The organism is Rhodococcus sp. C3V (genome assembly GCF_029269915.1).
GTDB classification, from domain to species: Bacteria; Actinomycetota; Actinomycetes; order Mycobacteriales; family Mycobacteriaceae; genus Rhodococcus_F; species Rhodococcus_F qingshengii.
Map to the genome: position 1 here is coordinate 1 of NZ_JARJBE010000010.1, position 14,839 is coordinate 14,839.

General features: G+C 62.5%; 14 protein-coding genes. 3 read left to right on the forward strand and 11 right to left on the reverse strand.

Annotation, left to right across the window (positions count from 1 at the left end; all coding sequences use genetic code 11):
• Positions 1-70 precede the first annotated feature (70 nt).
• From P3G66_RS23485 to P3G66_RS23500, 4 genes are read right to left on the reverse strand one after another with little or no spacing between them, the layout of a single operon-like run.
• Positions 71-889, reverse strand: coding sequence for an alpha/beta fold hydrolase (locus P3G66_RS23485; RefSeq protein ID WP_003944129.1), 819 nt, complete (start codon positions 887-889; stop codon positions 71-73).
• A gap of 53 nt (positions 890-942) precedes the next feature.
• Positions 943-1,857: a DUF5926 family protein gene (locus tag P3G66_RS23490; protein WP_003944127.1), complete on the reverse strand. Its 915-nt coding sequence runs from the start codon at positions 1,855-1,857 to the stop codon at positions 943-945.
• Positions 1,858-1,868: 11 nt separating this feature from the next.
• Positions 1,869-2,633, reverse strand: coding sequence for a glycerophosphodiester phosphodiesterase (locus tag P3G66_RS23495; protein ID WP_003944175.1), 765 nt, complete (start codon positions 2,631-2,633; stop codon positions 1,869-1,871).
• The gene (locus tag P3G66_RS23500) at positions 2,630-3,607 is read right to left on the reverse strand and encodes a DUF4328 domain-containing protein (protein ID WP_230359366.1); all 978 of its coding nucleotides are present in this window, start codon (positions 3,605-3,607) and stop codon (positions 2,630-2,632) included. The genes P3G66_RS23495 and P3G66_RS23500 overlap by 4 nt, the downstream gene beginning before the upstream one ends.
• 415 nt (positions 3,608-4,022) lie before the next feature.
• On the opposite strand from P3G66_RS23500, the gene P3G66_RS23505 reads away from it, so the two are divergent.
• The gene (locus tag P3G66_RS23505; RefSeq protein WP_276117165.1) at positions 4,023-5,798 is read left to right on the forward strand and encodes a hypothetical protein; all 1,776 of its coding nucleotides are present in this window, start codon (positions 4,023-4,025) and stop codon (positions 5,796-5,798) included.
• A gap of 21 nt (positions 5,799-5,819) precedes the next feature.
• Positions 5,820-6,749, forward strand: a complete 930-nt coding sequence (locus P3G66_RS23510; RefSeq protein WP_003944174.1) for an LLM class F420-dependent oxidoreductase — start codon at positions 5,820-5,822, stop codon at positions 6,747-6,749.
• Positions 6,750-6,764: 15 nt separating this feature from the next.
• On the opposite strand, the gene P3G66_RS23515 is transcribed toward P3G66_RS23510, so the two are convergent.
• The 3 genes from P3G66_RS23515 to P3G66_RS23525 form a co-directional block, all read right to left on the reverse strand.
• Entirely contained in the window at positions 6,765-7,295 is a 531-nt protein-coding gene (locus P3G66_RS23515) for a hypothetical protein (RefSeq protein ID WP_003944143.1), read from the reverse strand.
• Between the two features lie 177 nt (positions 7,296-7,472).
• On the reverse strand, positions 7,473-8,186 hold the full coding sequence (gene msrA / locus P3G66_RS23520; protein WP_020905733.1) for a peptide-methionine (S)-S-oxide reductase MsrA: 714 nt from the start codon (positions 8,184-8,186) through the stop codon (positions 7,473-7,475).
• Entirely contained in the window at positions 8,125-9,303 is a 1,179-nt protein-coding gene (locus P3G66_RS23525) for an acyltransferase (RefSeq protein WP_276117166.1), read from the reverse strand. The genes msrA and P3G66_RS23525 overlap by 62 nt, the downstream gene beginning before the upstream one ends.
• Positions 9,304-9,563: 260 nt before the next feature.
• On the opposite strand from P3G66_RS23525, the gene P3G66_RS23530 reads away from it, so the two are divergent.
• Positions 9,564-10,187 (forward strand): superoxide dismutase, encoded by a 624-nt coding sequence (locus P3G66_RS23530; RefSeq protein ID WP_003944189.1) that lies wholly within the window; start codon positions 9,564-9,566, stop codon positions 10,185-10,187.
• Here P3G66_RS23530 and P3G66_RS23535 read toward each other — a convergent pair.
• The 4 genes from P3G66_RS23535 to P3G66_RS23550 form a co-directional block, all read right to left on the reverse strand.
• Entirely contained in the window at positions 10,184-11,533 is a 1,350-nt protein-coding gene (locus P3G66_RS23535) for a hypothetical protein (RefSeq protein WP_007735988.1), read from the reverse strand. The genes P3G66_RS23530 and P3G66_RS23535 overlap by 4 nt on opposite strands.
• A gap of 43 nt (positions 11,534-11,576) precedes the next feature.
• Positions 11,577-12,725: an AI-2E family transporter gene (locus P3G66_RS23540; protein ID WP_007735985.1), complete on the reverse strand. Its 1,149-nt coding sequence runs from the start codon at positions 12,723-12,725 to the stop codon at positions 11,577-11,579.
• 4 nt (positions 12,726-12,729) lie between these two features.
• The gene (locus tag P3G66_RS23545; RefSeq protein WP_003944155.1) at positions 12,730-13,302 is read right to left on the reverse strand and encodes an HdeD family acid-resistance protein; all 573 of its coding nucleotides are present in this window, start codon (positions 13,300-13,302) and stop codon (positions 12,730-12,732) included.
• Between the two features lie 156 nt (positions 13,303-13,458).
• The gene (locus P3G66_RS23550; RefSeq protein WP_003944160.1) at positions 13,459-14,808 is read right to left on the reverse strand and encodes a DUF1254 domain-containing protein; all 1,350 of its coding nucleotides are present in this window, start codon (positions 14,806-14,808) and stop codon (positions 13,459-13,461) included.
• Positions 14,809-14,839: the final 31 nt, after the last annotated feature.

A 14,839-nucleotide genomic window follows, 5' to 3' on the forward strand; every position in this document is an offset into this window, starting at 1 on the left:
ACTTCGTGTCCCGCGAGATGAGCACCGTCGGTGACACCACCGGTGCACCGAGCGCGGCCGGCGGAACCATCTAGCCTGCAGCACTCACGGATTTTGCCCTCGAGCCGAACGGTTCGCTTCCTGCCAGCAGGATCGAACTGATCAGCTCGGGGGCATCTGTCATCGGTACGTGCCCCAGACCGGGTAGAACCATCAACTTTGCCTGCGGGAACGGCTTTTTCACGCGCTGCGCCTGATACACGGGCAGGATGAGATCGCGCCGACCCCACGCAACCGTCACCGGCACAGTGGGATCCACGATGGGCGGCAGCACGAAGTCCATCTCGAGACCGAGATCGACGAGTTCGTTCGACACGAGCGAACGGCAGTCGGCCAGCGCCGCCGCATAACCGACATGACTCGGGTGAGCGAAGAACGCGGCGAGCGCCGGATAGCGAATCAGCTTGTACCGCAATGCGCGTGGCAATCCGTCACCCATGAGCTTGGCCGTGCCGCGCAGTGCACGGAACGTGTTGATCGCTCGCACCTGATCGAGGTGATTGACAAAGAACCCGGCCGGCGAAAGAGCTGTCGCCGACGCGACATCTCCGCGCGCTGCCAGCGAGAGGGCAATCCAGCCGCCGAGGGAGTTTCCCGCGACGTGGGCACGCTCCCCCGCCGGCGTCACTTCCTTGACGAACTCACTGACATCGTCGATCAGCTGTCCCATGACGTCCGGACCGAGTTCGGGCAGCAGCGACTCTCCGTGACCCGGCAGGTCGACGGTGACGACGCGGCGGTACGGCGTCAGCTGGTCCAAAAGCGAATCCCACGCCTGCCGTCGATGGACGATGCCATGGACGAGCACAAGCGTGGGACCACTACCGGAGATGTCATGCGACAAGGTCATGTCGCCAACATTAACCGTAACTTTGCGTAACGCCTATAGTTCGGGCGAAAAAATCAGCGCAGCGTGACCTGACGACCACGAAGTCCGTCGCGCGAGCGAAGCTCGGCCGAGGTCAGCGGAGCATCTACGGCCAGAGCCTCGGCAAGACGCTCACCGAGCTCGACGGTTGCCGCTACCCACTCGTTTGCATGCTTTTCGCGGTCGAGGTCGAAGACGGGAACCAACAGGCCGTGGGTGCGGAACGAGCCTGCGTAGCGCGAGCCCTCACCCAGATGCAGTCCACCGGTCGCGTGCACGCGCGCCAGCGCGAGCATCAGGTCGTCTTCGCTCTCGGGACGAACCCAACGCAGGTGCGCCTTCTCGCCGGCGTCGACCCACCACGCGGCAACGAGGCCGTCGCCTTCGAGGCGTGCAGAGGGCATGATCGCCGAGTTGGCGTGCTGCACGGTGGCGGCAACCTCGGGATCGGTTTCGACGCCCTCGGGGATCCACCAGTTGAAGTTCTGGTGCACGGTGATGTCGAGCAGTGCCGAGGGATCGACGACAGCGGTGACTGCGGGGGTCTCGGAATCGGGGTTCGCGGCAGAAAGCGCGTCGCCGGGGGCCGCGTCCTTGATCCAGTTCACCGAAGCGGCGAGGTCTGCGCCGAGGTCGGCCGAGTGCGCCTGAACCTGGACACCGACAAATCCTGTGGCCGTCTCGCCCTCGTCGCGGACGAGTGCGGCAACAGCGCCGGGGAGGACCGTTGCCAACGTGACGGGACGGTCGGAGCCGATGACCGGCAACGGAGCCGTGGCGGACGGAACGAATTCACGCAGCGCGACCAGATCGCACTCGGCGGCAAGGCCCTCGAACGGGCGGCTGACTACGCCGGCAGCGGCTTCACGCTCTGCTTGGCGTGCCGCCAGCTTCTCTGCGCGTGCGCTGCCCTGCTTCGGTCCACTGTTTCTTTTGCTCTTCTTGGCCACGAGGGCAAAATCTACACGCTGCCCAGCCATTGCTTCGTGCGCCCGGGATGGTTGGTGGCAACCCAACTGACCCCGAGCTCACGACACAGGTCCACATCCGCCTTGTCGTCGACGGTCCAGCAGTACGTCGCGCGACCCGCAGCGGCGGCCCGATCGACCAGATCGGGATGTTCGCGCAGCGCCTTGATCGACGGCCCGATCGCCGTAGCGCCCACAGCCGTCGACGCACCGCCGCCGAGGTACCGCGACGCGTCACCGAGCAGGACCGTCGGCAGCAGCGGTGCCGAACGGCGCACTCGCCAGACCGCACTCGCCGAGAAAGACATGACCACTGCACGCGAGTGGTCGGCCGACGGCGGCGACGCGATCCCGAAGCGGTGCAGTTCGGCGAGAAGTTTGGCCTCGACCAGTCCGCCGAAGCGCACGGGGTGCTTGGTCTCGATGAACAGCTTCACCGGTCGCGCAAAATCCAGGGCGAGGGTGATGAGATCTGAGAGCGTCAGCAGTTCAGCCGGTTCGCTCGTCGACCCGTAGTCCAGAGCGTTCAGCGAATCGAGCGTCATCTCGCTGACGATCCCCGTCCCACTGGAGGTGCGGTCGACCTTGCGGTCGTGAACGCAGACCAGGTGCCCGTCGCGGGTGAGCCGGACGTCGCATTCGAGCCCGTCGGCACCCTCCTCCAGAGCTAGTTCGTACGCGGCGAGGGTGTGCTCCGGCCGCGCAGCCGACGCACCTCGGTGCGCAACGACGAGTGGACCTCGACGATCTGGGCTCACAGGGCAGCGGTTTCCTTCTCTTCCGACACCGTCTTCTCCTCGAGCACCGTCTTCTCTTCCAGCACCGAGCGTGGCACCGGCACCCACCGGGTTTCCGATTCGGGTTCGCCGCGCCAACTCTTGCGCTCGATCCGGCGGATCACGATGAGCGTCAATGCGGCGGTGACAGCGGCGACCAATGCGATGAACGCGTTCAGCAGAACCCCGTCGGCCATTGCCTGAATCCCCGGGCGTGATCGCCAGTACGCGTTGACCACCAGCAGCAGAGCGCTGAATCCCCAGAAACCCCACCAGATCTTGACCAGCAGGGTTCCGCGCGGATCGCGGCGGACCAACTCGAAGAGATAAACGGCCGGCATCACGAGGTTGAGGATCGGCACAGCGCAGCCGACGACCACTTCCGACGCTGTGCGTGGATCGGATTCCCGGACACCCGCAAAGTGTTCACGCCGCCGACGAAGCAGCCAGCACACAGCGGCGATTGCCGCGAACACCGAGATCAGCAGTCCACCCAACTGTGTGAAGTACACGGCGGCGTCGGAAACCGTGAGCAGAGGTTGCGGGATCAGCCTGGTGCGGTTGCGGACCAGGATCGCGTATCTGCCCAGTTCGGCGAACACTGCCAGTCCGTAGAGGATCGTTGCGAGCGTCAGCAACGGCCCGACTCGGTCGGCCATCCGGTCCGCTCGCGAGGGCGGCACCGGTGAGGTGTCGACGACGTCCTGGAGTCCCCACTGCGGGACAGCGTCGTAGCGCGGAGTGGAGAAGCTACGACGCACTGGTGCGTCCCCCACGCCTCGGGGGTCGGACGGCGAGCGCGCGATCCAGCGGAAGCCACGGCGGTTGGGCGGTTGGTAGATCTCGGTGCGGGTGGGGATCAGCAGGACGCCGCTGCAGCGCGGGCACCACTGCGTCGGGCCGCCGACGACAGGCCAGCGTGCGGCGCACCGGGCGCAGACCTGAACGACACTCACAACTTCGATTCTGTCACGCCGTATCGGTAACGGCAGCAAATGGATTCACTCCCGATTTGTGATCGAACCTCCACCGCGTTCACCTGCATTGTTCGAATAATGTGACCTCCGCCACTTAAAAACTCGAGTTATCCACAGTTTCCACAGGTTCATCCACAGTTCTGGATGAATGAATCGGGCTTTATCCACAGGTCACGGGCAAGACCCTGAGAATTTGCTGACAGGTGTTAGCGAACGATGCACAGGCTCGAGGATGAATTTGACACCGCAGGTCAGTGAACTTTCGGGCGTCGACGTCATTTATCCCGGCAAAGTTCACAATCCATTCAGAAATTGCTCCCGAAAAGACAGAAAAGACCGGTATCCCCTTTTTATGAGAAGTCGGTTTTTGACACACCTGGAAGCATGACCGTCGATGACTTCTCCACAGCCCGAGCCAACTCTGACGTTCACCCCGAGACGGGTCACGCAGCTCGCGTTCGTGTTGATCGGATGTCAGCTCGTCATTCGCGTCTGGGTTGCCGCGAGCAATTACTTCTACTGGGACGACCTCATCCTGATGGGCCGCGGAGGACGCTTCCCACTCTTCTCGAGCGAACTCCTGCTCTACGACCACGACGGTCACTTCATGCCCGCGGCCTTCTTCTTCACCGGGTTGATCGCCCGTATCGCGCCGTACAACTGGGCGCTGTCGGCAACGCTGCTCGTCATCGGTCAGGCCGCCGCGTCGTTGGCGCTTCTGCGCACTCTTCGGTTGGTCCTCGGCCGGCGACCGGCACTGTTGATTCCGTTGATCCTGTATCTGTTCGTCCCGCTGACACTTCCGGCGTTCTCGTGGTGGGCAGCCGCGCTCAATGCATTGCCGCTCCAGATCGCGCTGGCCTGGGCATGCGGCGACGCGATCAAGCTGTACCGCACCGGGCAGGTGCGCTACGTGTTCTCGGGCACCGCGGTTTTTGTCATCTCCTTGCTGTTCTTCGAGAAAGCAGTGCTCGTTCCGTTCGTGGCACTCGCTTTTCTGGTGCTGTACTTGCGCACACAAGGTGAAGGAACGCCGATACGAAGTGCGATCACGAAGTGCCGACTCCTGTGGACGGCCTGCGCCGCCGTGCTCGCGATCTGGATTCCGGTGTATCTGACAACTGTCGAATCTCCGATCACCGGATACGGCCGTTCGATGTCCACCGAACTGCTGCATCACGGAACGTCTTTGGGGATGCTTCCCACTCTTCTCGGCGGCCCCTGGCGCTGGGAGCGGTGGATCCCCAGCCCCGCCTGGGCCGATCCGCCGACGCTCTTGGTGGTCGCATCCTGGGCCGCGCTGCTGACGACGGCCGTGATGACAGTGCGTGCCCGACGCGGCGCTGCCTGGATCTGGGCTGCCGCGGCGCTGTACTTCCTGGCCTCCGTGGTGGCGATGACCGCTACCCGATCCGACGCCGACACCACTTACGAGTTGGCGCAGACCTTGCGTTACTTCACGGATTCGGCGACGGTGTTCGCCCTCGCCGCCGCTCTTATTCTCGCTGCGCCTCGGCGACGTCCGGCCCGTATACCCGTCGCAGTCGCCGCCGGCCTGTCAGTGCTCTTCGTGATCAGTTCGCTCGTCTCGACCGTCACGTTCGTCGACATCTGGCGCGAGAACCCGACCCGCGACTACCTCGCGAACGCGCGAATGTCGTTGTCACAGAATCAGGATGCTCCACTGCTCGAGCAACCCGTCGCGATCGAAGTGCTCCTTCCCGTCGCCTTTCCGAACAATTTGGCAAGCAACGTTCTCGCGCCGCTGCCTGATCGCCCCGAATTCTCTTCCAGCACTCCGATTCTGCGCACCATCGACGACAACGGTCAGATCGTCGATGCCGAAGTGACCTGGACGAGAAGGATTCCCGAAGGAACGGCGCCGAACTGCGGCACCCGTGCCGAAGGCCCGACCGAGCTCCCCCTCGACGGCCCCCTGGCCGGCTGGGAATGGACGGTTCAGCTCAATTACCTCGCCAGCGCCGACGGAACGATCGATGTTGCGTTGGAGTCCGGCGACGCAGTATCCGTACCCGTCACCCAAGGTTTGCACTCGGTGTTCGTGCGCCTGGTCGGCCACGGAAACAGTGTGAAGATCACGCCGACAACGCCGGGACCGACGCTGTGTTTCGGCGCCGGACAAGTCGGTGCCGTCGTCCCGACCAAGTGAAATAGTGGCAGAGTAGAACTCATGGAGCTGCGTATATTCACCGAACCCCAGCAGGGCGCTACCTACGAACAACTACTGACTGTTGCCCAGACCGCCGAAAAACTCGGCTACGGCGCATTTTTCCGCTCGGACCACTATCTCGCCATGAATTCCGACGGCCTTCCCGGGCCCACCGACGCGTGGATCACGCTCGCCGGAATCGCCCGCGAAACATCCACCATCCGCCTCGGCACTCTGGTGACGTCGGCTACGTTCCGTCACGCCGGACCGCTGGCCATCTCGGTCGCACAGGTCGATCAGATGAGTGGTGGCCGCGTAGACCTCGGCATCGGTGCCGGCTGGTACGAGGAAGAGCACCAGGCGTACGGCATCCCGTTCCCGGCGCTCAAGGATCGCTTCGAACTGCTCGAGGAAACTCTCGACGTCGTGACCGGTCTGTGGCGTACGACGGTCGGCGACACGTTCGACTACGACGGTAAGCACGTGCAGATCAAGAACTCTCCCGCGCTTCCCAAACCGCACCAGGTCGACGGTCCGCCGATCCTGATCGGTGGCACAGGCAAGAAGAAGACTCCAGCGCTCGCCGCTCGGTTCGCAAACGAGTTCAACATCCCGTTCAAGTCCCTCGAGGAAACGAAGGACATCTTTGCGCGGGTTCGTCAGGCTTGCGTCGAGCACGAGCGCGATCCGAACGAATTGGTGTACTCCAACGCTCTCGTCCTGTGCTGCGGCCGCGACGAGGCGGAGATCAAGAAGCGCGCCGAGGCTATCGGACGCGACGTCGACGAGCTACGTGAGAACGGTCTGGCCGGAACACCTTCGGAGCTGGTCGACAAGATCGGCACTTTCGCCGACGCCGGTTCACAGCGCGTGTATCTGCAGACTCTCGATCTCGCCGATCTGGATCATCTCGAACTCGTCGCAAGCGAGGTCATGCCCCAACTGCAGTAAGGAATGGGCCGGGATCTACAGCGCGTTCGCGTCGAGGAACGCGCGTAGGTCTCGGTCCCACTGGGCCGAGCGGGAACGGTCGAGAAAGACGCGCACCAGCATGAAAGCGATGACCAGCAGCGACATCACGCTGAACCAGGTGAAAACCCCGGTCACCACGGCTGCGACGTCGGCAGCACTCTGAGTGATCGGAGCTACGGTCTTGTCGCCCTGATCATTGACGTAGATGGGGACCTCGGTGCCGGCGGGCGTCGCCGAGTCGACAGTGACATCACCCGTGTGAACCTGGCCGTTCCAGTTCCACTGCGCGCTGGCCATTTCGGTGGTCGGCGCAATGTAATCGGCTGTCGAGGCGGTGGTCTGCGTCGAATCTGCTGTCGTCGTCGCCGAAATACTGTGTAATTCGGCGGATTGTTTGGCGATCAGTGCGTTCTGGCTCGAAGCAGTCGCAGCCCCTGCCCATACCGCGAGAGGCAGCAGAAGAATCGCGAAAATGATCAGACCGAAGGACATGAACCCTTCGATCCGATCACTGCGGCGAACCATCGGATCGTGGCCTACATGAATTGTGCGTCGGAGCAGCGACGCAGTTCCTCGCGTACTACCTGACATTGTGAGCTCAGTTCTCTCGACGACACACTCTTACATCGAGATTCCCTTTGTTTCGATCTAGTTGCAAGTGTTAACGAGCTGAATCACATGTGTCCTCCAACACCTGTCCAGTTATTCGCTCGGCGGAAGGATGTCCGTCTGCGCCGGAACCTGATCCTGACGGAGCAATCCGACCGGGCAACTGACGCCCGTGGCATGCACCGGGCAGTAACCGCCGGGATTCTTCGCCAGATACTGCTGGTGGTAATCCTCCGCGTAGAAGAAGTCGCGCAGCGGGCCGATTTCGGTGGTGATCGCTCCATATCCGGCTTCGGCAAGCCGTTCACCGAAAGCGACGGCCGACGCATGAGCGATTTCTTCCTGCTCCGCGGACGTCGTGAAGATCGCCGAACGGTACTGCGAGCCCTGGTCGTTACCCTGACGCATCCCCTGCGTCGGATCGTGGTTCTCCCAGAAGTGCGCCAGGATCTGCTCGTAGGAGATCACTGCGGGATCGAAGACCACCAGCACGACTTCGGTGTGACCCGTACGTCCGGAGCACGTCTCTTCGTACGTCGGGTTGGGCGTGAAGCCGCCCGCATAACCCGCAGCGGTCGTGTACACGCCGGGAAGCTGCCAGAACTCCTTCTCGGCGCCCCAGAAACAACCCATCCCTACGACGACGGTCTGCAGTTCGGCCGGAAACGGCGGCGTCAACGGATGCCCGTTGACGTAGTGCGCGGTCGGAACCGGCATTTTCTGCTCTCGGCCCGGGAGTGCGTCCTCAGGCGCGATCAGCGTGGATTTTGCGGACGCTCGTCCCAGAATGTCGTCGTACCAGCTCATGCTTCGATGCTACGCGCGAGCGACTGTTTCGCCACGCCGTGATCGCGCGGGCGCCGGGCAGCTCCACCCACCGGTAGCCGATTTCTGCTACCGCGGCCGTGGCCAGAAGGAAGAGCGCAAACGCCAGCGTCGGTCCGACGTACAAAACAGTGTTCTCGACGACGCGGTACAGGATCAGGGTGTGCACGAGATAGATGACGTAACTACGCGTCGAGAGCCACTTCACGACCGGCCAGCGCGTCGGGACGCCGTCGTAGCGGCCGATGAGAACTACCGCTGCGGCGACTACCGAAATGGTCCACAGATAGTGCTCACCGGCCCAGTAGACGCGGAACTGGGTCGCCACGATGATGACGTGCATCTGGACGAGGACGGCCGCGATCATCCAGCGGCCGGGAGCGAGCTTCGCCCACGCGAGGTACATGATCTGGCCGAGGAAGACGGCCGGCAGCGTCGCGGCGATCTTGGACAGCATCGGCACGGTGTACGGCAGCGGCGCGTAGACGTTGTAGAGCAGCACCAGCGAGCACAGCGCACCACCGGCGAGCGGCATGACGATCGGTCGCAGCCGCAGTATCGGGCGAGCCGCTACGCATGCGAGATAAAAGAGGAATTGGACGGTGAGTGTCCAGGTCACTCCCAGAACTGCCACCTCGGGCTTGAGAAAGAATCCGCCGAGAAAAAAGCTCATCAACGCTTCGGTATCGGAAATACATTCCTGACCGCTGAACATTCCGTTGATTCCGAGGCGGACCAGAAGAATGGCAATCGCGGTCGCCACCCAGAATGCGGGCAGCAGTCGACTGAATCGGTTGGTCAAGAACTTTCCGGGGCCGTCGCGAATCGCGGATCGCGTCACCAGAGCACCGGTAAGCATCATGAATACTGCGACGCCGACAAAAGAGAGGTGCTGGTTGAGTTCGGCAGGCTCGATCAAAACGCCGTAGACGACGTCGATCACCCACCAACCCGAGCCGAGATCGTCGATGACGTAGAAAGAGATGTGGGAGTAGATCACGGCGGCAACCGCCAGGGCTCGCAGCAGGTCAGCGCCCGGAAGATTCACCCGAGGCGCGGCCGCCTCTGGTGATTCCGGGAGGAAAACTGGTGCGGGCATCGCGCAAGTTTAAGGTTCCGTTCACCTTTACGACGAATTTGCGCATATTAGCTTACCCTTAGATCGGGGCAAGTTCGGTTTCCCAAACTTTATTCTTTGGTGATTACTACCTGAGCCGGACTGTTGCGGACGGTGTACGAATGTTATTGGGTGGAAACCCGAAGAATGATTTGCACATACGCGAGTGACGTCACGCCGTGACCGGTGATCGACGCACTCTAAAGCACCAGGGCTCACCAGCCCGCAAAGAAGGGACCCTCGTGTCTGTTTACACGCTGCCGGAACTCCCCTACGACTACGCAGCCCTCGAGCCGCACATCTCGGGCAAGATCATGGAGCTGCATCACGACAAGCACCACGCGGCTTACGTCGCCGGTGCCAACGCTGCACTCGAGAAGCTGGCCGAGGCTCGTGAGAACGACACCATCGCAGCGCAGGCCAACCTGCTCGAGAAGAACCTGGCGTTCCACCTCGGTGGCCACACCAACCACACCGTTTTCTGGAACAACCTCAGCGCTGACGGTGGCGACAAGCCCGAAGGTGAACTCGCCGCAGCGATCGACGACAACTTCGGTTCGTTCGATCTCTTCCGCGCTCACTTCTCCGCGAACGCCAACGCCATCCAGGGCTCCGGCTGGTCCATCCTCGCGTGGGACTCGATCGGACAGCGTCTGATCATCGTCCAGCTCTACGATCAGCAGGGCAACATCTCCATCGGCCTCACGCCGCTGCTGCTCCTCGACATGTGGGAGCACGCTTTCTACCTCGACTACCAGAACGTCAAGGGCGACTACGTCAAGGCATTCTGGAACATCGTCAACTGGAACGACGTTTCGGCTCGCTTCGACCGTGCACGTACCCAGACCGCAGGTCTGATCGTCTAGTCACGCTCTTCTTTCGAACGGCGGCGCCTCACCAGGGGCGCCGCCGTTCGTGTCAGCAGAGCACCACCGAGCAGGACCGTCGTGGCTCCGAAGACCAATGCCAGTGTGCGAGTTCCGGAGTCACCGCTGCTCGCGGTGGTCTGATTCACGGCCACCGGATCCGACAGCACCGAGGTCAGCTGAACCTGCTGCGGGGTGGTCATCGCGGGAATACCGGATTTTGCGCCGTCGAGGCCCGTGACCAGTGACTTGGCGATTCCTTGCAGCGTCGTGAATCCCTGGGTGATCTGATCGGTCACGTCACCGAGCATCTGCGGCGCCTGATCAGCGATGGGAATGAGGCCGTCGTTCAATTGTCCGGCAGCACTGCTCAGTTGATCGCTCGCGCCTTGCAGCTGCCCGACAGCGGTGCGGACTAGATCACCGAGCTCCGTATCGGGCCCGACCGAGCCACCCAACAGCGCCGGAACGGTGCCCAGTTGCGCATTCAGCGCACCGAGATCCGAACTCACACCGGCCAGTTGCGCTGTCACGTCAGGCGGGATCGGAAGGCCGTTCAGCGCAGTCTGCAGCGCGTCGATTCGTGTCTTCAGTTCCGCGGTCGAGGTCGACGCCTCCCCAAGCGTCAGGCCCAGTGAGTCCGCGCGCGTGGCCAGCTCTTCCGCCGACCCCGACGCCTGATCGACAACACCGGACACCTGATCCGCGACGCTCATCAGCTCCAACGCCCCGGACCGTGCGGTCTCGAGGTACGGCAGCAGAGTGCCTGCGCCTGCTTTCACCTGATCGATGGACTTTCCGGCCTCGTTGGTTCCGGCGACCAGAATCTGTGCGGTGGTGAGGTTTTGATCGATCGAGCGTCTGGCGGCCGACGTCTGAGCCAGCAGGCCCTTGATGCCGTCCGCGCCGACCTGCGCCGATACGGCCCGAGTCAACTCGGCCGACTTCTCCGAATCCGAGCCCTTCACCTCGAGGTCGACGCTCGCCTGCCGTGGATCCATGCCGAACATCGACGCGACGGTTTCGCTGAAGTCCTCCGGCACGGTCAACGTCGCGAAGTAGTTCCCGCCGGGGTTGTCGACCACCTGGAAGTCGAAGTCTTCGTTCTTGCCCAACGTGTCCACCAGCGTGTCGCCGGCCCGAAGTTCCTTGCCGTCGAGCGTGGTTCCCGCGTCGGCGTTCACGATCGCGACGGTGTTCGAGGTGTCGGCACCGCCCGCGAAGATCACGAACCCGATCCCCGCCACCGCAGCCGCGACGATCGCGGCCACACCACCGACTGCCAGCCGTCGACCGAGTCGTGACGGCCGGCGATGGGAGTTTTCTGTGGTGTTCTCGGCGCTCATGGGCGAGACGATAAAGCAACAACTTGTAGAAACACTGAGAGCCCTAGCCTGCGGGCGTGGTCGGCTTCTCAGACTCCTCTGGTTCCTCCTTCGGCATGTCCCGAGGGCCACTGATCAGGATGTCGGCCCAGCGCGTGGCTGGGTCGATATCGAGCAGGACGGCCTTCACCAACAACGAGAGCGGGATCGCCAACAGCGCTCCGAGCGCCCCGAGAACCCACGACCAGAAGACAAGTGAGAGGAACGTCATCGTCACCGACAGTCCGACGGCGTCGCCGACGAACTTGGGTTGGATGATGGACTGGATCACGAAGTTGATGACGGAGTAGACGACGATCACCCACAGCATCAGCCACGGCCCGCCCTGCAACAGTCCCAGGAGCGCCGGTGGAATCACGCCGATGACGAACCCGATGTTGGGGATGTAGTTGGTGATGAAGGACAGCAACGCCCACAGGACGGGCAGCTGAATGCCCATGAGCCACAGCGCGCCACCGTCGAGTACCGCCACGATGAGACCGAAGACCGTCGAGACCACCAGGTATTTGCGAGTTCCGGCGGCAAAGGTGGAGAGCGCGTAGGAGATTTCGGGACGTTGCTCGGACAACACATGCAACCGCGAGCGGATGCTCATGCCGTCGAAGGCCATGAACAGCAACAACGCGAGAATGAACACCAGATCCGACAGGATGCCGAGCAGGCCCTCCAGTCCGCTTTCGAGGACGCCCACAACCTTCGTGAGATCGACACTGCTGAGCGTGCTTTGGATCTGTTCGGTGCTCACTCCGAAGTCGGCCAACTTGTCGCGGCCCTCGTTGAGGAGGTTGGTCATCTCCTCGGAGTACTGCGGCAGGATCGTCGCCAACTGAGCCGTCGACACGATCAACGACGCCGCCAACCCGAGCAGAATCAGGTACACGGTGACCAGTGAGCCCAACATCCCGACCCACTTGGGCCACCCTCGGCGCTGTGACCAATCCTGAATGGGCTGAACGGCAATCGTCAGCACCAGGGCCAGGAATACCGGTCCGAGGATGCCGCCGAACACCTTCATTCCGCCGACGGCGACCACGGTGGCGGCAATACCGAGCAGGACGATCAAACCGCGCGGGATCGACCAGTTCTCACTACCGGACAGCGTGGGGATCGGAGTGGGAGCCTCGACGGCCGGCTTTCCCTTCTTAGAGAACACCGGCTTAGAGAACACCGGCTTCCTTTGCCCGGCTCCTGATCTGGAATGCTCCCACGATCATGAAGAGGCCGAACAGGATTGCGTACCAACCCAACAACCAGATGAGGCTGATGATGCCTTCGCCGGGCGCGATGAGAAGAATGATGCCGAAGATGACAGCAAGCACCGATGCGGCGAGCAACCATCCCCAACTGGATCCGGGCAGCGCCTTCATCTTGAAGGCGCCGACAATTCCGAAGATTCCGAACATGATGGCGTAGAAGGCAATTATGTACAGCAGCACCAGCGCAGTGATGCCCGGCCAGACCAGCGCGACGATGCCGGCTCCGACCGAGACGACGCCCGTGAACACCCACCAACCCCACGAGCTCAGATGCTCGCGGTCCCGGATGGCGCGAACTATCGTGATCAAACCGTCGGCGATGGAGTAGATACCGAACAGGAAAACCAAGGCCACCACGGTAATTCCCGGCCACACGAGCGCGATTATTCCGAAGATCACGCCGAAGATTCCGCGGATCAGGATCATCCACCAGATCTCTTTGCCGTACTGCACGAACGGATTCTGCGTGACCATCAGTAGCCTCCGAAACAAGCGGGTGTCTCTGACCGATTCAACAGCTCTTCAAACAGGGCAGTACCGACAGATCGTATGACTCTTGTGACCTTTCCGCCCATCGAAACGCGCGGCTGATACCGAGTTGTGCTCTTCGGGTACGAAGCGAGGGGACTTTCAGCCTGCTTCTCGAATACTTGCTTCTCGAATACCGGGCGCAGTCCACGATCCCGACAGCACTGCCGCCTTCGGCCAGTACAGGCGCAGAAAGACGTTGAAGTCGCCGGACGGAGCCGGCAGCCAGTTCCGCTCCTTCTCACCACCAGGGGATTCGTGCTGAAGATAGATGTCGAGGGAACCGTCGTCGGCAAACACCAGATCGCTTCGATCGCCAATCGCGTATCGGTCGATCGGGTTGTCCACGAAGAACTGCCGCTCGTTCATCATCGTGAGCGACCAGAAGCCCTCGACCGGTGGCAGCTCGTCCTTCTCGAAGTGCAGGACGTACTTCTTCGCCCCGGTCAGCGGCTTCCCGTCGACGTCCGTCGTGGCATGCGGGTACACGGCATCAGCATCGAGATTGGCCCCGAAACCGAGCCAGACGATCAGAGCCCGCTGAGCGTAATGGGTTCCGTAGTGCCCCAAGCCGCGGTGCATCGTCCAGCCGTTCTTCGGACTGCCCTCGGCCTCTTCGGCGATCTCGCTCAGCACGTCCATACCGGTTCGCGCAGCTCTATCGAGGGCATCACGTACCTCCTGCGGACGCGACCTCCAGGGCAAGGAGGAGCCGATTCCTATGTCGGACAGTTGTTTCATCATCTCGGTGTCCTCCGGACGCGGAGGATTGTCGTCGAGAAGTGCGTCGAGTCTGGTGAAGAATGCCTCGCCGTCCATGGCGGCCACCTGGTCCACCGGCGGCGTCCGCGTGTCGACGGCAGGGTTCACCGGCATTTCACCAGGCGTGTAGTCCTGCGGGTCACCCGTCCACTCCGACAGAGGAGTGAGTCGCGTCCGGTCCTGCAGGCTGTGCACTTCTGCCAGGTCTGTTCCCCCCGACGTCGCGTAGCGGGCGACTATCCAGTTCATCGCCGTCGGAGACCGCAGCAGCGTCAAACCCTTGGGCACGTTGCCTTTCCAATTCGGCCCGGCCACCAGGTACGGTCCCCCGGTCCGCCCGACTGTCCGAGATCCCGGAACCGTGAACACGTCGCTCCACGCGTCGAGGATGGGGACCAGCCAGTACCGCGTGCCGAAGTCCGGCAGTGAGAGCACCTGCGGTTCCGTCGAGACGTCCAGCCACCCCGACGAGTAGAGAGTGTCCGCGTTGGGTGAGACGACATCGGTGAAGGTCGCATCCGGCGTCGTACGCGCGTAGGCGAACTGGTTGAGCGGGGCTTTCATCGCCACCGGCGAAGGCACCGCCGTCATGACATCCCGCGATACCGCAGCAATCAACAGGGGATATCCGAAGATCCACGCCTGCGTTGCCAGGTCTTCCAGCCGAGAACGGTTCTTCGACAGAGTCATGTCTGCGCATACCACCGCCCTCACCAGCGCA

Coding starts and splice junctions, on each gene's coding strand:
- P3G66_RS23550 (WP_003944160.1), bottom strand. CDS start 14,808: ATGACTCTGTCGAAGAACCGTTCTCGGCTGGAAGACCTGGCAACGCAG.
- msrA (WP_020905733.1), bottom strand. CDS start 8,186: ATGAGCTGGTACGACGACATTCTGGGACGAGCGTCCGCAAAATCCACG.
- P3G66_RS23535 (WP_007735988.1), bottom strand. CDS start 11,533: ATGAGCGCCGAGAACACCACAGAAAACTCCCATCGCCGGCCGTCACGA.
- P3G66_RS23515 (WP_003944143.1), bottom strand. CDS start 7,295: ATGGTTCGCCGCAGTGATCGGATCGAAGGGTTCATGTCCTTCGGTCTG.
- P3G66_RS23505 (WP_276117165.1), top strand. CDS start 4,023: ATGACTTCTCCACAGCCCGAGCCAACTCTGACGTTCACCCCGAGACGG.
- P3G66_RS23485 (WP_003944129.1), bottom strand. CDS start 889: ATGACCTTGTCGCATGACATCTCCGGTAGTGGTCCCACGCTTGTGCTC.
- P3G66_RS23545 (WP_003944155.1), bottom strand. CDS start 13,302: ATGGTCACGCAGAATCCGTTCGTGCAGTACGGCAAAGAGATCTGGTGG.
- P3G66_RS23510 (WP_003944174.1), top strand. CDS start 5,820: ATGGAGCTGCGTATATTCACCGAACCCCAGCAGGGCGCTACCTACGAA.
- P3G66_RS23525 (WP_276117166.1), bottom strand. CDS start 9,303: ATGCCCGCACCAGTTTTCCTCCCGGAATCACCAGAGGCGGCCGCGCCT.